Below are 16,754 nucleotides of genomic sequence, written 5' to 3'. Positions count from 1 at the left end.
GTCAACATATGCGCACACATTACTTTATCATTTTCCTAACACTGTTTTCATCAACCCTCATAGCGCAAATTACAGGTGTTGTGACAAACCAAAATGGAGAGCAACTCCCATTTGTAAACGTATACATAGAAAACTCAAATAGAGGGACTACTACAAATGGTGATGGGGCTTACGAGCTCCTTCTAGAAAGAGAAGATCAAGGTAAGGAGATGGTCGTGGTTTTTCAATTTTTAGGTTTTGAGACCATCACACGTACGGTAGAGATAGGGTCGCCACAAGTAGTCTTAGACATTGTAATGACAGAGGCAACAACCTCTCTAGATGAAGTTATAGTTGAAGCAGGTGTCAACCCTGCCGATAGAATAATACGTGCAACCATAGCAAACCGAAAGAAGAATCTTGATGTCATAGGAGAGTATACTGCAAAGTTTTACTCTCGTGGGCTATGGCAAGTACAAGATGCTCCAGATAAAATACTAGGACAAGAAGTAGGTGACCTAGGTGGTGGTCTAGACTCTACACGTACCGGTATAATCTACCTTAGTGAGACTATATCAGATATAAAATACCAGCGTCCAGATAACTTTAGTGAGGTGATTGTGGCAAGTAAGGTAAGTGGTGATGACAACGGTTTTAGCTTTAATACCGCTAGTGATGCAAATTTTTCTTTTTATGAAAATACATTAAATCTCAATGCTCAAATCGTATCTCCCATAGCGTCAAATGCGTTTTCTTATTACAAATACACCCTAGAAGGTACCTTTTATGAAAACAACCAGCTCGTAAATAAGATAACTGTAACACCTAGACGTGTTAATGACCGTGTGTTTACAGGCACTATTTATATAGTAGAAGATAGCTGGCAATTATACGGTGTAGATTTACATACAGATGGTACCGCCATACAAGTGCCTTTTATAGAATCTCTTAATTTTAAACAGAATTTTAAATATGAGGACGAGCTTAAGCAATGGGTAAAAATCTCTCAGGTCATAGATTTTAGTTTTGGCTTTTTAGGGCTTAAAGGTGACGGGAGATTTACAGCTGCTTACTCAGATTATAATTTTAATCCGGCATTTGGCAAAAACTCTTTCTCGGCAGAGATTTTATCTTTTTCTCAAAATGCAAATAAAAAAGACAGTACCTTCTGGGATCAAAGACGCCCAGTACCACTCACACTTTTAGAGCAAGAAGATTATGTAAAAAAGGATAGCATACAGGTCATTAGAAAATCAAAGAAGTACCTAGATAGCATAGATGCACGAGGTAACCGTTTTAAGTTAACCTCACCTGTTTTTGGGTATGACTACACAGACACCTATAACAGATGGCGAGTAGGAGTTTCTTCACCTTTACAGGCTATTCAGTACAATACTGTACAGGGCTGGAATGGTAGCCTGCAAGCCAGTTATTCAAGCTGGAGTGATGATGATTATACAAAGACTTTTTACGCTTTCGCGAAAGCGAACTACGGCTTTTCTGAAGACCAACTACGTTATACCTTAGGAGTCACAAGGCGTTTTAATAGAACAAATAGGGCAGTGGTAAGCCTTACAGGAGGTGTAGATCTACAACAGTTCAATAATGCCGAACCTATACGCCCTATATTTAATACTGCATACTCACTCCTTAGAGAAAAGAATTTTGCAAAGTACTACGAAAAAGAATTTGCACAAATAGCCTACGGCCAAGAGCTCGTTAATGGTTTACGAGTAAATGCGATTCTAGCTTATGAGAAACGAAACCCCGTTTTTAATACGACAGATCAAACATTTTTTCCTAGTGATGATCGTGAGTTTACCAGCAATAATCCTCTAGCTCCATTAAGTAATGGGAGTGCTGCAATCACAACACATCGCATAGGGAAGTTTTTTACAAGTGCAACGATAAACTTTGGGCAAAAGTATTATAGTTACCCTAGCGGAAAGTTTAATGTACAGTCTGAAAGATATCCAGCTATAACGCTAGTATATGAGAAAGGCTTTGGTGCCTCGAATGCCGATTATAATTTTGATCAATTACGCATTGTTGCTCAGCAAGAGTTTAATGTGGGTAATAAAGGGAGGTTATCATATGATTTGCGTGCAGGCACATTTTTAGGCACTGGAGATGAGATAAGTTTTGTAGATAGACAGCATTTTAATGGTAATGAGACAGTGCTCTTTGAGCCTGGTGCTATAAATAGGTTTAATGTCTTGCCCTATTATGAGCGCAGTACAAATACAGGTTACTTTGAGGCACACGCAGAGCATAACTTTAAAGGATGGATTCTAGGTAAAATACCGGGTATAAATAAACTCAATTTTAATCTTGTAGCCGGCGCACACCTTTTAAGTACTCAAGACCAAAGACTGTATCGTGAGTTTAATGTGGGTCTAAGCAACGTAGGTTGGGGTAAATTTAGATTACTGCGTGTAGACTACGTGTATGGTCAAGGTGCACTAGGAGGAAATAAGGGTGCTTTTCTTATAGGCTTGAGTCTATAAATTATTCTGGAAGTATAATACTCTCATAAGCACCTATATCTGGAGACAGTGTTCTGTTAGTCCCAATAATATCTGTAGGAACGGCATTTGCAGCGCTCTGTAAACCAAAACCGTTACCAGCAGTATCTTCACCTACTTGTAACATATTTTCTGTAGGGAGTAAAAAGTCTGGTTCTTCACCCCGTATGATATCTTGATATAAATTTACATTTGTAAAATCATACAGTGGGTCTCCTATAAAATCACCAAAAACATCATCAAATCGTATCTGTGAGTTTGTAAATTTAAAATTAAAGTTTGCGTCTGTATCTTGGTTAAAACCTATTTCTTCACCTTGGTTTCCGTACACGATACAGTTAGTAAAATTTGCTTGCGCGAGGTCTCCTACAAGTAGAGTTTCTTGCGTTTGTAACGTATTGTCTAAAAATACAGCAGGCGTATCTCTAAAGCTTTGCGTCCAGTAGTTTGTAAAGGTACAGTGCGTAAAATTGTAAATACCACCTAGTTGTACTAGCATAGAGAATTGCCCACAATTATTAATAACGGTGTTTGAAGCATCTACAGAGGTAAATCTATTAAGTAAACCTACAGCAGAGGCGTTGTAAATTTGAGTATTGGTGAGTGTAAGGCTAGGCCCAGAGGCAGTAGGTGCAGCCTCATTTAATATCCCTACAGTAGCATTTTTTATAGTCGCATAGTTAATTGTGTTATTTACACTACCATCTGTAAGTAATATGGTTCCCCACTGGCCAGGCACGTTAGAAAATGCAGGCTCTAGTCTATCACTTTCAAAAATCACTTCATTCTCTAGCGCTATGGGATCTGCGCTTAGTGCACCATTTATAGCTAGTGTTGCATTATCTGCGATGAGTAAACCACTATCTGCGTGAAAATGCACTCTGGCTCCAGCCTCTATAGTTAAGGTTTTTGCTGTTGAGCCGTCTGGATCACCTACAGCCATATAACCGTATATCACATAAGGTTTATCGTTTGTAAAAGTAAGTTCGTCATCCATAAGATAACGTCCTTCTAGCGTAGTTTCTACATTATTTACAGTAAGTGTTTCTACCATACCTGTAGCACCATCACGCTCCGGAAATAGAAAAATGGCATCCTTTACAAGCGTTACCAGCTCTACATTTTGTGTGGCACCCACACTATTAAACTCAATAACATCTGTATATAAAAACTCGTTTGAGGCATTACCTACTTCATTGATATCTAGGGTAGTCTCTACAAACACAAAAATACTGTCGTTTGCGAGTATTTCTACTTCTTCAAACTCTTTACCAGCTACACCGTCTACATTAAGTCTATAGTCTGAGTCTTGACCACGGCCTAGTCGTACAGATGGTATAGAGATTGCCTCATCACTGCGATTATACACCTTAAGGTTATACGTGCTAGAGCCTATGTTTGTAAACACCGTATCAAGAAAAATGGTATCTCTTGAGAATTCTAAATTACCTGTACTAGGAGTGGTTTCAAAATCATTACGGCAAGAGCTTACCGTAATTATACCGGCAAGCGCAATAAGAAAGTAAAGACTGCGCATTAAGTTATAGTTTGTAACAAATATAACTTTTTAAGAGCGGTGTTATTGCTTCTTGTTTTTTTTCTTTTCGCGTAGTTCTTTTTCTAGCTGCTTGTGGCTTTTTGTGCTTACTCTGCCCATAATAATTTGAGGGAGGACACGCTCTTCTTTTTGAAAGTTTACATTAATCTCCAGTTGTGAACCTACTTTTATTTCTCGATTTTGAAAACCTAGATAGCTATAAGTTATTATCTCCCCAGAAAAGACATTTAAACTATAATTACCATTTAAATCTGTTTTGTAATTTCTAGAGGTTCCTTCTACGCTTATGGTTACGCCGGCAAGAGGACCATTATAGTCTGTTACAGTACCAGTGATTGTAATAAGCTTCTGCGGTGCATTTTGCTTTCGCGAAAGCGTACCTATACCCAAACTATCATATTTTTTTATAGGAAGTTCTACCGGTGCAATATCACCCATAATTATAGTCTCAGGTGTAGTCTGTCCAGATGCCTCTGCAACCGAAAACATTGCCATAGGGACAAGCAGTGCCGCTGCTGCTTGAGCAAAGCTCCTGCCTTTATCACGCGTTGCATAGATAGGCGTATCGAGCTGGTCTTTTCTAAAACGACCACAAAGATGATCGCCTTTAGTGATGCGTTTATACAGGGCATCCTTAGTAAAGGCTGTAAAGTCTACAACTTCTTTATTGCATACAGCGCAGTGTTTACCTTGCTGTACAGGTGTCATTTTTGCCCAGTCTTCGTGACAAGGTTTTGGGATGGTGATGGCGATAGGCTTTTTCATAATATCTTGATTAACTGATGTAAATCTAGTTAATCAAGCGCCTTGCCAGTATCATAAATGAGTAAACAGGCTGTTGTGGTGAGTGAACGACCTATTTTTCTACAATCTCTATTTCAAAAAGTGTGTTCCAGTGTTTACCGGTTACAAAAAGGCGCCCCTCGTTTGCTTTATAGGCAATACCATTAAGAACCTCATTTGCTGGATCTGTAAGTTTTTGCACTTCGTTTTTGAGCGTGCGTAAATCAATAAGACCTTCTAGCGCCCCTGTTGTAGGGTCAATTATAGAGATAAGGTCTACTTGATAATTGTTTGCATATATTTTACCATTTACCCATTCTAGTTCGTTGAGTTTGCTAGTAACCTTTGTATTGTCAGTAGGCTCTATATACGATTGTTCAGATAGATTAGAAGGGTCTAAGGTCCAGATTTTACTAGTTCCGTCAGACTTGTAAATTACTTTACCATCATTTGCAAGCCCCCAGCCTTCTCTACTTTTATTGTAGGTAAAAGTTCCGGTAGTCTCAAATGTATTACGGTCGTAAATAAAGCCAGTATTACCCTTCCAGGTAAGCTGGTATATATTATCGCCTATAATGGTCATCCCTTCGGCAAAGTATGCTTTGTCTAGTTTTTCTTCCTTAAGTACTTTTCCAGTTTTGTAATCTACTTTTCTCAGGTTAGACTCGCCATAACTACCATTGCTCTCATACAGTGTATCACCTACAAATTCTAGACCCTGTGTATAGGCATCTGTCTGGTGTGGGTATCTGTTTATGATTTTATAGCCATATACTTTTGGCGCTTTTGTATGTAAAATGTTTAGTTTTTGTGTTGTGGTCGTACTTTCTCCTCCGGCATAAATAGTAGCGCTCAACTCGCGTTGCCCAAGTTTTTGAGAAGATAGGGTAGTGGTGACACCCTCAAGACCTTTACTTGAACCTATGCGCTTCCCGTCAAAGGCGTATGAAACAGAGTCAAATGCGATATTTTTTTTCGCTTTAAGCGAGATGGTTATTTCTCCACCATTTTTGATAGCATTTTTTTGTGCATCTGTAGTAATAGTATAGTTTCCATCTAGAGAACCTGTGTCGCTACAACCGATTAAAAGTAGCGGTAATATGAATAGAATGAGGTGCTTAGCTTTTGCTGTCATTTTTTGTTGAATTTTATAGCAATTTAAAACAAAAAATCGGGCTAAAAAACCTTGTGACTTCTCAAAGAAGCTATATCTTTGCAGCGGCAAGTCCTACACAACCAGCTCCTGTCGAATCCCCCAGGGTGGGAACGCAGCAAGGGTAGATGGTCGTAGCGGTGTGATGTAGGTAGCTTGCCTTTTTTTTTGCGCACAAGTCAAGTAATTTGACAATGATATATAACAATCTCAAACACCAGTAATGATGTTTGAGATTTTCTTTTTTACGCTTTCGCGAAAGCGTAATTAAAACCCATAAAAAAAGCCATCTCTTTATTGAGATGGCTTTTTAAGTATATGATAAATAGGTCTTAGTACCCTACGCGTTCTACAATCTCAAGACCGTAGCCTACGATACCGATACGTTTAAGTCCCTCGCTGTTAGTCATAAGTTTTACTTTAGAAATGCGTAGATCGTGTAAAATCTGTGCACCTATACCAAAGTCTTTTGAGTCCATAACAATATTAGGAGCTTTCATTACTCCATCTTTTTGAATGTTTTTGAGCTCACTTAATCGTCCCAATAAATTTGCCGATGCATTTTCTTGATTTATAAAAACTATAGCTCCTTTGCCAGCCTCATTTACGGCTTTAAACATATCGTCTAGTTTGGCATCTGGATTATTGGTAAGCGTGCCTAGTAGGTCGTTGTTAATTTGAGTAGAGTTTACACGCACTAGTACTGGTTCATCATCTTCCCATCCACCTTTTGTAAGTGCGATATGCACAGTGTCATTTGTGGTTTGCTCATAAGCGCGAAGTCTAAAATCTCCAAAACGAGTTTTTATCTCAAAGTCTTCTTTCTTGTCTATAAGGCTATCGTGGTTCATACGGTAGGCCACTAGATCTTCTATAGAAACAATTTTGAGGTCAAACTTTTCTGCCACCTCCATAAGTTGTGGGAGTCGTGCCATTGTACCATCCTCATTCATAATCTCTACGATGGCTCCTGCAGGTTTAAAACCAGCAAGTCTAGCAAAATCTATTGCGGCTTCTGTGTGACCTGTGCGACGCAGTACACCACCTTCTTTTGCCTTAAGCGGAAAAATGTGTCCCGGTCTACTTAAATCATAAGGTTTAGTGTGCGGGTCTATAAGTGCTTGTACGGTTTTTGCCCTGTCTGAGGCAGATATACCGGTGGTTACCCCTTGACCTTTTAAATCTACAGAGATGGTAAAGGCCGTCTCCATAGGGTCTGTGTTGCTCGTTACCATCATATTGAGTTGCAACTCTTCACAACGATCCTCAGTAATAGGAGCACAGATAAGACCACGCCCGTGCGTAGCCATAAAGTTAATCATCTCTGGTGTTACTGTCTCTGCTGCCGCTACAAAGTCTCCTTCATTTTCTCGGTCTTCATCATCTACAACTATAATAACTTTGCCATTTTTTATGTCTTCAATGGCTTCTTCTATAGTGTGTAGTTGTATCGTTCTAGGTGCTGTCATTTGTATGAGTAACGTTTTGTACAAAGATACAAGAACGTGTGTATATAATGGATATTCATTTAGTCTAGATACCCTTATAGGTTATCAGTAAAATACCCTTGTGTTTTTAAATTTTCTAAGGTAATCCCTAGTTTGCCTAGTCTTGAGATAGCAGCCTTGCGCACATCTGTAGAGTGTCCAGATTCTTTATAGTTTTTTACAATGTCTTTGAGCTGGTTTGAAGAAAGGCTGTCTAGCATTTTTTCTTGTTCATCACTTATTGAGTAGCTCAAGTCTAGGGCGTCAATATTGATGGCTTTCTTCTTAGGTCTTGCAAATAGTTTTTTAATAAACTTAGGCATAATATCTACATCAAAGATGCCTTGGTCTGTCGTAGCCCTGTAGGTGAGATACACGCCCAGCGGAAATAAAATAAAGGTACTTAACCAGCTCGCAATAAACGGACTTATTGAGTTATCTTCTGCGCTATTTTTCGCAAAAATACCTATGAAGTGAAAGGTAAGAAAGAGCACCACACCTATTACAATAGGCAAGCCTAGTCCACCTTTACGTATAATAGCGCCTAGCGGAGCTCCCACAAAAAAGAGAAGAATACAACTAAAGCCTAGCACATACTTCTCGTGTAAAGAAATCTCAAACTTACTTAAGCGTTTTACATCTACCTGTAGTACCTTTTTTCTGTTTTCTATATCTGCAATGGTATTGCTTATATTAGACTTTGCAATTTCTAAAATACGCACGCGATCTTTAATCTCGTAGTTGTCTAATATAGCTTCTTTTATCTCAGCACTTTGCTGCTCGACGTTACTTTGGTAAAGGGTGTCTACAGTAGGTGGTTTTACACGACTCACATACTTGTCTGTAAATTTTGCTCTGTCTTCTACAAATCTTTTAGATAAGGCTGTAATACTAGAATCTAGTAGTACAATATCCATCATCTGGTAGGTGTTATTTATATCTCTAGCATCTAGATCTTCACTGTCTAGTGCGCTTAGGTCTATGTTGAGCGTGTATGTCTCAAAATAACTCTTTGCAAAAGGCTCTTTGAGTTTTTCTTTTGTTTTCTTCTTTTGTACTTCTGTGTAGTAGTTACCTTCCTTAAGTTGTAGTGAGAGGGTAGGGGAGTCTATAGAACTTATAAGTTCTCCTTCTTTTGCAACGATAACTGTATAGTTACCTAGTCGTCCTTTTTCCTTTTGATGTATGACAACATCTCTGAGATATTGATCCCTATCACCATACTTCTCTGCCACGCGCATATTAAAGTCATCACCTATTTCATTAAACTGGCCACTGCGTATAAGCATAGCAGGTTTCATTTTACCTATATTATTACGTAGGTTTCTAAACTCAACCTGTGATGCGGGGATTACATAATTTGCAAATAAGAAAGAAGCAATTGCTAAAAATACAATGAAGAAAATGAGACTCTTCATTGCCCGCTGTAATGAGATTCCAGTAGACTTCATTGCAGCAAACTCATAGTTTTCGGCAAAGTTTCCAAAGGTCATTATACTCGTAAGTAGTACAGAAAGAGGTAGTACGAGCGTTACAAGGCTAGGCATTGCAAAGAGTAAAAACTTTAGTATCACATTAAAGTCCAGATCTCTACCTGCGAGTTCTTGTATATATAACCAGACACTTTGTAAAACAAAAATGAACATCAATATGGTAAAGATGCTCAAAAACGTTTTTACAAACGTAAAGAAGATATAGCGGTCAAGTATTTTCATTTATAAATGATAAAGGCGCAGACAAAAATAAGAAGTCTGCGCCCTTAGCTCTAGTATCTACTGTTATAATTTATTAATGTAATAGTCTGTGTATTTACTCTTGTCAAAAGTAAAAGTACTCTTTGCAAGTGGCTGGTTAGTCTTAAAAGAGTTAACCGTTATTGTCACTTTAGTACCATTGTTTTGGGTAATAATAAGTTTGTGTATGTGCTTAGTTTGTGCATCTACACCCAGTAAAGTATACTTCACATCACTATTAGAATCCATAGGTGTGAGTTTTACAAATTGTATCTCTCTACCATTTACTTTTTGCTTGATATCCATCTTTTGCGTGTATCCTTCATTAAAGAAAGAAAGCATCTTAGACGGTGTGATTGCATTTTCATCTTGATCACTCATCGCGCTTATGGTTACCTCTTCATCTTCTGGTACAATGGTATAGACGTTTGTCCCGTCAAATAATTGTGTCGTACCCATAAGTGACAACTTGTAATTATCACCTGCCATTACTACGTTACCTTTAGTCTCTTGATTTACACCTTCGGCTTCATTGCTAAGGGCATATTTAAAGTCTATTGCTATGTTATCGTAGCTCTTAACTTTAGTGTCCACCTCTTTAAGGAGTGTTTGTACAGATTGCGCTTTAGCGAAAGCGGTCATAAATAACAACAATACCACTGGCATTGCACGCTTTGCAAATTTTCTGTACCCTTTTACTGCGACTGGAACTAAGACCTTCTTAAATAGTATAGGTGCCAGCCAAAAAAATAATCTCTTCTTCATCTTGGTTTATTCATTGTTAAGGAGTTGATCGAGAGCCATCATATCTGGAACTAGAACCTGTCGTGCTTTACTACCTTCAAAAGGTCCTACCACACCTGCAGCTTCTAGTTGATCTATGATTCTACCTGCTCGATTATATCCTAATTTAAGTTTACGTTGCAATAGTGAGGCACTACCTTGTTGAGCTATGACCAAAACTTCGGCAGCATCACGAAAAAGTGCATCTCTATCTGATGCATCTATATCAAGACTTGTGCCACTCTCTTCACCTACATACTCTGGCAGTAAGTGCGCATCTGGATATGCTTTTTGATTACCTATATACTCTACAATGCGCTCTACTTCTGGAGTGTCTACAAAAGCACATTGTATACGCACAACATCATTACCCTGAGTGTATAACATATCCCCACGACCTATAAGCTGGTCTGCTCCAGAGGTGTCAAGTATGGTGCGACTATCAATTTTTGAAGTTACTCTAAAGGCGATACGCGCTGGGAAGTTTGCCTTAATAATACCTGTAATAACATTTACAGAAGGACGTTGTGTTGCGATTATAAGGTGTATCCCAATGGCACGAGCAAGCTGTGCAAGACGGGCAATAGGAGTCTCTACTTCCTTACCAGAAGTCATAATTAAATCTGCAAACTCGTCTACTACCAGTACAATGTATGGTAAAAATTTGTGGCCGTTTTCTGGATTGAGTTTTCTTGCCTTAAACTTTGCATTGTACTCCTTAATATTACGGCACATTGCATTTTTGAGAAGGTCATATCTAGCATCCATCTCTATACACATAGAGTTGAGTGTGTTAATCACCTTTGAGTTATCTGTGATAATAGCCTCTTCTGTATCTGGAAGTTTTGCGAGATAGTGTCGTTCTATTTTATTAAATAAAGTAAGCTCCACCTTTTTTGGATCTACCAGTACAAACTTTACCTCGGCAGGGTGTTTTTTATATAGCAATGAGGTAAGGATTGCATTAAGACCTACAGACTTACCTTGTCCCGTAGCACCTGCCATAAGTAGGTGAGGCATCTTTGCAAGATCTACCACAAAAGTCTCGTTTGAGATGGTTTTACCTAGTGTAAGTGGCAACTCCATCTCTGCTTCTTGAAACTTCTTACTAGCCACCGCAGAGCGCATACTTACAATACGAGGATTCTTATTAGGAACCTCAATACCTATCGTACCGCGACCAGGGATAGGAGCAATGATACGTATACCAAGTGCACTTAGTGATAGTGCAATATCATCTTCTAGATTCTTAATTTTTGAAATACGTACACCCGCTTCTGGTACAATCTCGTATAAAGTTACGGTAGGACCTACGGTTGCTTTTATGTTTGAGATTCCTATTTTGTAGTTGTTGAGCGTTTCTACAATACGGTTTTTATTCTCTTCAAGTTCTTCTTGATTAATGGTAATTCCCTGTCCGTTTGTGTAGTCTTTTAATAAGTCTATAGGTGGAAATTTAAATTTTGCCAACTCTAGCGTAGGGTCAAATTCACCAAAATCTTCTACCAGCTTTGAACTCAGGTTATCTGTAAGTTCTTCTTCTTCGACTGGTTTTTCGACCTCTACCTCGACTACAGTTTCTGGGGTAGGGATAACTTCTTCCTCTTCTGGAGCTTGGGTAACTTCAAAGCTGCTTTCTACCTCAGGTGTCTTTTTAGTAAGTGTAGGTTGCAAGTTTTGTACATTTTGTTCAAATGTTGAGGTGGTTGTAGGAGGTGTTTCTGTTTCCGCTTTCGCGAAAGCGGTCTCATCTCCACCAGTAGTACTTCCCTTAAGGATTTCTTGTGCCTCATAAGTAGATGAGTTATCTACAATAACAGGCTCTGGAGTCGCATCTGAAACAAACTCGCCTGCAAGGGCATTTTTCTTTTCTTTAAAATAGGTGCTCACACGCTCTGGTGTAAGTCGTAAACGTAGCACGAGGTAAATAATCGCGAGGAAAGTCATCACGATAATGGCACCTGTAAGCCCTAGGTAGTCTTGTAAAAAATCGTTTATTTCATAACCTACTGTACCACCTAGTATGTCATTACTGTTACTAAAAAAGCCTAGAAATACAGCAAGCCATAACATTAAAAGGATACCCCAAAACCAAAATTTCTTAAGTGCACCTTTTGCATAATCAAAAAAGTAATACACACCTGTTAGTGCGGTAAGTACGGCGATGGTGAGTGCAGGGATACCAAAACCTTTGTATACAAAGAAGTGACTTATGCGAGCTCCTACTAGCGAGAGCCAGTTAGAGGCGTTATCTTCTCTGGTGCCTGTTTGTAGCAGGCTCTGGTCTGCTTTCCAGGTAAAGAGATACGAGATAAAAGAAAAGAGTAGGGCAAGGCCTAAAAAGAATAGAAAACTCCCAAGTATAATCTGTTGCTGGCGCGACAGTTTAAAGGAAATAGGTTTTCTAGGGGTTTTAGGTTTGGTTTTTTTTGCCGTGGTTTTCTTTTTTGCCATAGAAGCGCTCGAGGTTGTTTTTTGAGTGGATATAAAAATACAATATTGAAACGGAATTTTTATGGGTTTATGCGCCCTTGTTTAACGTTTCTGTATAAGTATATTTTTAGGGTAATATCCTCTTGAGATGCTGCCATTTAAAAGCGGCTTATTACAAAAAATGTATGTAGATTTTTTAAAAAATTCTAGGGATGTAGATAATTCCGGCAATTATAACAGCTATTAAAGCAGCGATACCTACAGCACCTGCAGCAATATCTTTAATGCGGCCTATTTTTTCGTGAAAATCTGGGTGTATAAAATCTGCAATACCTTCTATCGCGGTATTAAGTCCTTCTGCAGTCATAACCAAGCCTATGCATAGGGTTTGAGCAATCCACTCTGTACGGCTTATGTTGTAATAAAAACCAGCAATGGTAATAAGTATAGCCACACCAAATTGTACCTGTATGCTTGCCTCAGAGCGTATGAGTTGTATACCGCCTTGTAGCGAGTATTTCATCCCTTTGAGTCTTCCTGTTATAAATTTTATAGGCACGTGTGTTTGGTTTTTTATAGTGTGAAGTGGTTACAATAGTACATAAATAAACCTGCCAGATTATACGTAGTTGTACAAGCTCAGGCAGGTTTATGTATATTCTATATTATTTAAGAGCGTTCATTGCACCTTCATAGTTAGGCTCTTGACCTACTTCTGGAACTTGCTCTGTATAAACTACTTGCCCTTCTTCATTAAGAACAACTACGGCTCTTGAGTGTAAGCCGTCAAAACCACCATCTGCGATAGTAACTCCATAGTCTTCACCAAACTTTCCTGTTTTAAAATCAGATAAGGTGTGTACATTATCTAGACCCTCTGCTGCACAAAAACGTGCTTGAGCAAATGGTAAGTCACGAGAGATACAAAGCACCTCCGTATTTTCTGCGCTAGAAACTTTTTCATTAAACGTACGTACAGATTGTGCACATACACCTGTGTCCACAGATGGAAAGATGTTAAGTACCACACGCTTCCCTTTATAGTCTGATAAGCTTGCTGGAGAAAGATCGTTTTTTGATAATGTAAAATCTGGAGCTGCTGTTCCTACTTTTGGAAGTTCGCCTACAGTTTGTGTTGCGTTGCCGCCTAGTGTTATTGTTGCCATTTCATTTTTTTTATTGTCTCGTAAAAGTAAGACAAAAACTACCATTTACCACCTGCTTAACAATTGTTTATCAAGTTGCTCTAGTATGCTTACATTGAGAATAAAAAAAGTACAACTGCCAGTGGCGGTTGTACTTTTAATTAGGTTGCGTGAGTAAGAGATCTTAGTTATCTATAGACCCCATTACACGTTTCATAAAGCCGTTAAGAGCCTCTTTTTTTGCGGTACCGCTACGCATATCTTTATGCACTTCTAGCGCTCCATACATATTTGAGATAAGTTCACCTATAACGTCTAGCTCTTCATCTTTAAGAGAAGGAACTTCTGTAAGGTGCTCAAGTGTCTCTACCGTTTCAATAAGAAAATCTTGATCGTTTTCTTCTATAAAACCTACGAGGTGCTTAATTACTGGTAACTTCATTTACAAGGTCTTTAAGTACATCAAATTTGTTAGTCTGTACTTGATTAGTAAATGATCCCTTTGTAAACGTTGCAAATGTAGGAAGGTTATCTACTGTAGCCATTTTACGTGACTCAGGATTCTTCTCTGCATCTACAATAACAAACTTTACGTTTTCGTTTTCTGAAGCTAGTTTCTTGAACTTAGGCTTCATAATACGACAGTTACCACACCAGGTAGCACTGTATTGTACGACAACGGTCTCATTTTCGGCAACAATCTGGTTAAGATTATCTTGATCTAATTCTTGAATCATAGCTTCTGTTTTTTTAGTTTGCGTGAGCAGCAAGGTAGCTAGCTACACCATCACGGTTTGCGTTCATCGCTTCTTTACCATCTTCCCAGTTTGCAGGACAAACTTCTCCTTTTTCTTGTACGTGCGTGTATGCATCTACAAGTCTTAAAAACTCAGATACGTTACGACCCAGTGGCATATGGTTTACACCTTCGTGAAAAACAGTACCCTCTTCATCAATAAGGTAAGTCGCTCTGTAAGTTACATTGTCACCATCTACAAGTACAGTTCCAGTCTCTTCATCAAAACGCTCGTTAGTCACGTCAAGAATACCTAACTGGTTTGCAAGGTTGCGGTTAGAGTCTGCAAGTATAGGGTATGTTACACCTTCTATACCTCCGTTATCTTTTGCAGTGTTTAACCACGCAAAATGTACTTCTGGAGTATCACAAGATGCACCTATTACGATTGTATTACGGTCTGCAAATGCTTGCTTTGCTGCTTCAAAAGCGTGAAGCTCTGTAGGACAAACAAATGTAAAATCTTTTGGGTACCAGAAAAGAATGATTTTCTTTCCTTCTTCTTTTGCTTTTTCTAAGATGTTGATCTTAAAAGTATCCCCCATTTCATCCATTGCATCTACGGGAAGGTTTGGGAATTTTTTTCCAACTAGTGTCATTATTTTAAGGTTTTTATGTTCGTAATTTGAGAGTGCAAAAGTACCCACCAAATAGAGCTTTAAAAAAGACCTTTAATGTAATAAGTTGATAGTAGTATTAGTATTTCTTATACTAGATTATGAAGTGCTGTAAACGTGTACATTACGCTTTCGCGAAAGCGTAAAAAACCTCCTTATGCTTTCCTTGCATCCTTAATCTGTCTGATTTTGATATTAAATCCTGCAAAAATGAGTGTCATAAATGGCGAGAGCCAGTTAAAGATGGCAAAAACAAAGTACTCTGCTACACCTACATTAAGGACACTACTTTGGTACGCTCCACAAGTGTTCCAAGGGATGAGTACTGAGGTAACCGTCCCAGAATCCTCTAGTGTACGAGATAAGTTTTCTGGAGCAAGTCCTTTGTCTTCGTAGGCTTTCTTAAACATTTTACCAGGGATGACAAGCGCAAGATATTGATCTGAAGCAATAGCATTCAGACCCAGACAAGAGATTACTGTACTAGCAAAAAGACCAAAAACCGTGTCTGCGACACTAAGTAGCGCTTTTGTAATTCTAGATAGTGCACCTATACCATCCATAATTCCTCCAAAAACCATCGCACAACATATAAGCAATATCGTCCATAACATACCTAGTATACCTCCCGCGCTAAAAAGCTCGTTAAGGGTAGCGTTAGGTGTTTCTATAGCAGTATCTGTCCAGATAGCTGTGAGTATTGCACTTACCTTTGAGTTAGATAATCCCTCCAGTATTTCTGGTTGAAAGATAAAAGCAAATATGGCTGCAAGCACGACGCCTATTCCTAGCGCAATGAGTGGTTTTGTCTTTGTAACGATCAATGCGATTACCACACCTGGAACGATAAAAAGCATAGGAGTAATATTAAAGGTGTCATCTATTACAGCTAGTAACTCTGTGACATCTGCCGTACCTGTGGTGTCTATATTAAGGCTTATAATAATAAATACGAGTAGCGTGATTACTATAGTAGGTACTGTAGTAAGTGTCATATACTTTATGTGCGTAAAAAGGTCTGTGCCTGCCATTGCGGGAGCTAGGTTAGTCGTGTCACTTAGTGGTGACATTTTATCACCAAAGTATGCACCAGAAATCACAGCTCCGGCTATCATACCTGCATCTATGCCCAGCGCTTGCCCTATACCTATAAGAGCAATACCTACAGTGGCAGAGGTGGTCCAAGAGCTACCTGTTGCAATGGAGATAATGGCCGCAATAATTACAGAGGCTGGTAAAAAGATAGTAGGGTTTAACACCTGGAGGCCGTAATATACCATTGCTGGAATAATACCGCTCACAAGCCAGCTACCGGCAAGCGCTCCTACTAGAAATAATATGACAATAGGTACAAAAACACTTTTAAGATTTTCCCAAACTTCGGCGAGCATTGTGCCTAGTGTAGATTTATTAAGAAAGCCTACCACTGCGGCTGCAGCTCCTCCCATAAGAAGGATGTATTGATTAGAATACTCACCAAGCCACTCACCATCTTTAAGAAAAATATTATACGCTAGAAGCCCCATTAGAATAACAACTGGGATAAGAGCCTCCCACAAATTTAGTTCACGATTATCTACAATATGATGGTTTTTTTGCTCTTCTAGATTGTTATTCATTGTGTGTGTTTTGTATAGGTAATGTTACAATAATAGCCTGTATTTTGCAAGGTGTGAGAGCAAATAGCTCATAGCTCTCATTACACGCTCATCTCTTAGATTAAAAGAGGTGAGAATCTATCACTCTTTGTTATAGTTAGTTA

General features: G+C 38.7%; 14 protein-coding genes and 1 other RNA gene. 2 read left to right on the top strand and 13 right to left on the bottom strand.

Features of this window, described 5'->3' with window-relative positions:
* Positions 1-8 precede the first annotated feature (8 nt).
* On the top strand, positions 9-2,486 hold the full coding sequence (locus I597_RS12750; RefSeq protein ID WP_035325098.1) for a DUF5686 and carboxypeptidase regulatory-like domain-containing protein: 2,478 nt from the start codon (positions 9-11) through the stop codon (positions 2,484-2,486).
* Position 2,487: 1 nt separating this feature from the next.
* Here I597_RS12750 and I597_RS12745 read toward each other — a convergent pair whose 3' ends face one another.
* From I597_RS12745 to I597_RS12735, 3 genes are all read right to left on the bottom strand, one after another.
* A complete protein-coding gene (locus tag I597_RS12745) occupies positions 2,488-4,041 on the bottom strand; it encodes a hypothetical protein (RefSeq protein WP_035325097.1) in 1,554 nt (517 codons plus the stop codon).
* A 42-nt stretch (positions 4,042-4,083) separates the two neighbouring features.
* Positions 4,084-4,827: a carboxypeptidase-like regulatory domain-containing protein gene (locus tag I597_RS12740; protein WP_035325096.1), complete on the bottom strand. Its 744-nt coding sequence runs from the start codon at positions 4,825-4,827 to the stop codon at positions 4,084-4,086.
* Positions 4,828-4,918: 91 nt separating this feature from the next.
* Entirely contained in the window at positions 4,919-5,980 is a 1,062-nt protein-coding gene (locus tag I597_RS12735; RefSeq protein WP_035325095.1) for a glutaminyl-peptide cyclotransferase, read from the bottom strand.
* An 84-nt stretch (positions 5,981-6,064) separates the two neighbouring features.
* Between I597_RS12735 and ffs the strand changes: the two genes are divergently transcribed.
* Positions 6,065-6,163: signal recognition particle sRNA small type (gene ffs, locus I597_RS12730), an RNA gene on the top strand.
* Between the two features lie 167 nt (positions 6,164-6,330).
* Here the strand turns inward: ffs and ribB are convergent.
* The 10 genes from ribB to I597_RS12680 form a co-directional block, all read right to left on the bottom strand.
* Positions 6,331-7,467, bottom strand: coding sequence for a 3,4-dihydroxy-2-butanone-4-phosphate synthase (gene ribB, locus I597_RS12725; RefSeq protein ID WP_035325094.1), 1,137 nt, complete (start codon positions 7,465-7,467; stop codon positions 6,331-6,333).
* Between the two features lie 74 nt (positions 7,468-7,541).
* Positions 7,542-9,200: an LptF/LptG family permease gene (locus I597_RS12720; protein WP_081964970.1), complete on the bottom strand. Its 1,659-nt coding sequence runs from the start codon at positions 9,198-9,200 to the stop codon at positions 7,542-7,544.
* A 63-nt stretch (positions 9,201-9,263) separates the two neighbouring features.
* Positions 9,264-9,983, bottom strand: coding sequence for an outer membrane lipoprotein periplasmic chaperone LolA1 (gene lolA1 / locus I597_RS12715; protein WP_081964969.1), 720 nt, complete (start codon positions 9,981-9,983; stop codon positions 9,264-9,266).
* Positions 9,984-9,989: 6 nt separating this feature from the next.
* Positions 9,990-12,455 carry an FtsK/SpoIIIE family DNA translocase gene (locus I597_RS12710; protein WP_035325092.1) on the bottom strand — a complete coding sequence of 822 codons (2,466 nt, stop codon included), beginning with the start codon at positions 12,453-12,455 and terminating at the stop codon, positions 9,990-9,992.
* A 175-nt stretch (positions 12,456-12,630) separates the two neighbouring features.
* Positions 12,631-12,957 (bottom strand): diacylglycerol kinase family protein, encoded by a 327-nt coding sequence (locus I597_RS12705; RefSeq protein ID WP_021778614.1) that lies wholly within the window; start codon positions 12,955-12,957, stop codon positions 12,631-12,633.
* Positions 12,958-13,099: 142 nt separating this feature from the next.
* Positions 13,100-13,600 carry a thiol peroxidase gene (gene tpx, locus I597_RS12700; RefSeq protein WP_035328708.1) on the bottom strand — a complete coding sequence of 167 codons (501 nt, stop codon included), beginning with the start codon at positions 13,598-13,600 and terminating at the stop codon, positions 13,100-13,102.
* Positions 13,601-13,763: 163 nt separating this feature from the next.
* Positions 13,764-14,021, bottom strand: a complete 258-nt coding sequence (locus I597_RS12695; protein ID WP_021778616.1) for a DUF6952 family protein — start codon at positions 14,019-14,021, stop codon at positions 13,764-13,766.
* Positions 14,002-14,316, bottom strand: a complete 315-nt coding sequence (locus I597_RS12690) for a thioredoxin family protein (RefSeq protein ID WP_035325090.1) — start codon at positions 14,314-14,316, stop codon at positions 14,002-14,004. Before I597_RS12690 ends, I597_RS12695 begins: the two co-directional genes overlap by 20 nt.
* A gap of 13 nt (positions 14,317-14,329) precedes the next feature.
* Entirely contained in the window at positions 14,330-14,974 is a 645-nt protein-coding gene (locus I597_RS12685) for a peroxiredoxin (RefSeq protein WP_035328706.1), read from the bottom strand.
* A gap of 173 nt (positions 14,975-15,147) precedes the next feature.
* The gene (locus I597_RS12680) at positions 15,148-16,611 is read right to left on the bottom strand and encodes a Na+/H+ antiporter NhaC family protein (protein WP_035325089.1); all 1,464 of its coding nucleotides are present in this window, start codon (positions 16,609-16,611) and stop codon (positions 15,148-15,150) included.
* Positions 16,612-16,754 lie beyond the last annotated feature (143 nt).

The sequence above is a fragment of the Dokdonia donghaensis DSW-1 genome, from assembly GCF_001653755.1.
In the GTDB taxonomy this organism is placed as follows: domain Bacteria; phylum Bacteroidota; class Bacteroidia; order Flavobacteriales; family Flavobacteriaceae; genus Dokdonia; species Dokdonia donghaensis.
Note: the sequence above shows the minus strand (reverse complement) of the source record. Positions and strands in the feature narration are given on the sequence as shown.

What these genes read in the sequence shown, in the direction of transcription:
- I597_RS12750 (WP_035325098.1), top strand. Translation starts at nt 9, where the DNA reads ATGCGCACACATTACTTTATCATTTTCCTAACACTGTTTTCATCAACC.
- I597_RS12745 (WP_035325097.1), bottom strand. Translation starts at nt 4,041, where the DNA reads ATGCGCAGTCTTTACTTTCTTATTGCGCTTGCCGGTATAATTACGGTA.
- I597_RS12740 (WP_035325096.1), bottom strand. Translation starts at nt 4,827, where the DNA reads ATGAAAAAGCCTATCGCCATCACCATCCCAAAACCTTGTCACGAAGAC.
- I597_RS12735 (WP_035325095.1), bottom strand. Translation starts at nt 5,980, where the DNA reads ATGACAGCAAAAGCTAAGCACCTCATTCTATTCATATTACCGCTACTT.
- ribB (WP_035325094.1), bottom strand. Translation starts at nt 7,467, where the DNA reads ATGACAGCACCTAGAACGATACAACTACACACTATAGAAGAAGCCATT.
- I597_RS12720 (WP_081964970.1), bottom strand. Translation starts at nt 9,200, where the DNA reads ATGAAAATACTTGACCGCTATATCTTCTTTACGTTTGTAAAAACGTTT.
- lolA1 (WP_081964969.1), bottom strand. Translation starts at nt 9,983, where the DNA reads ATGAAGAAGAGATTATTTTTTTGGCTGGCACCTATACTATTTAAGAAG.
- I597_RS12710 (WP_035325092.1), bottom strand. Translation starts at nt 12,455, where the DNA reads ATGGCAAAAAAGAAAACCACGGCAAAAAAAACCAAACCTAAAACCCCT.
- I597_RS12705 (WP_021778614.1), bottom strand. Translation starts at nt 12,957, where the DNA reads ATGAAATACTCGCTACAAGGCGGTATACAACTCATACGCTCTGAGGCA.
- tpx (WP_035328708.1), bottom strand. Translation starts at nt 13,600, where the DNA reads ATGGCAACAATAACACTAGGCGGCAACGCAACACAAACTGTAGGCGAA.
- I597_RS12695 (WP_021778616.1), bottom strand. Translation starts at nt 14,021, where the DNA reads ATGAAGTTACCAGTAATTAAGCACCTCGTAGGTTTTATAGAAGAAAAC.
- I597_RS12690 (WP_035325090.1), bottom strand. Translation starts at nt 14,316, where the DNA reads ATGATTCAAGAATTAGATCAAGATAATCTTAACCAGATTGTTGCCGAA.
- I597_RS12685 (WP_035328706.1), bottom strand. Translation starts at nt 14,974, where the DNA reads ATGACACTAGTTGGAAAAAAATTCCCAAACCTTCCCGTAGATGCAATG.
- I597_RS12680 (WP_035325089.1), bottom strand. Translation starts at nt 16,611, where the DNA reads ATGAATAACAATCTAGAAGAGCAAAAAAACCATCATATTGTAGATAAT.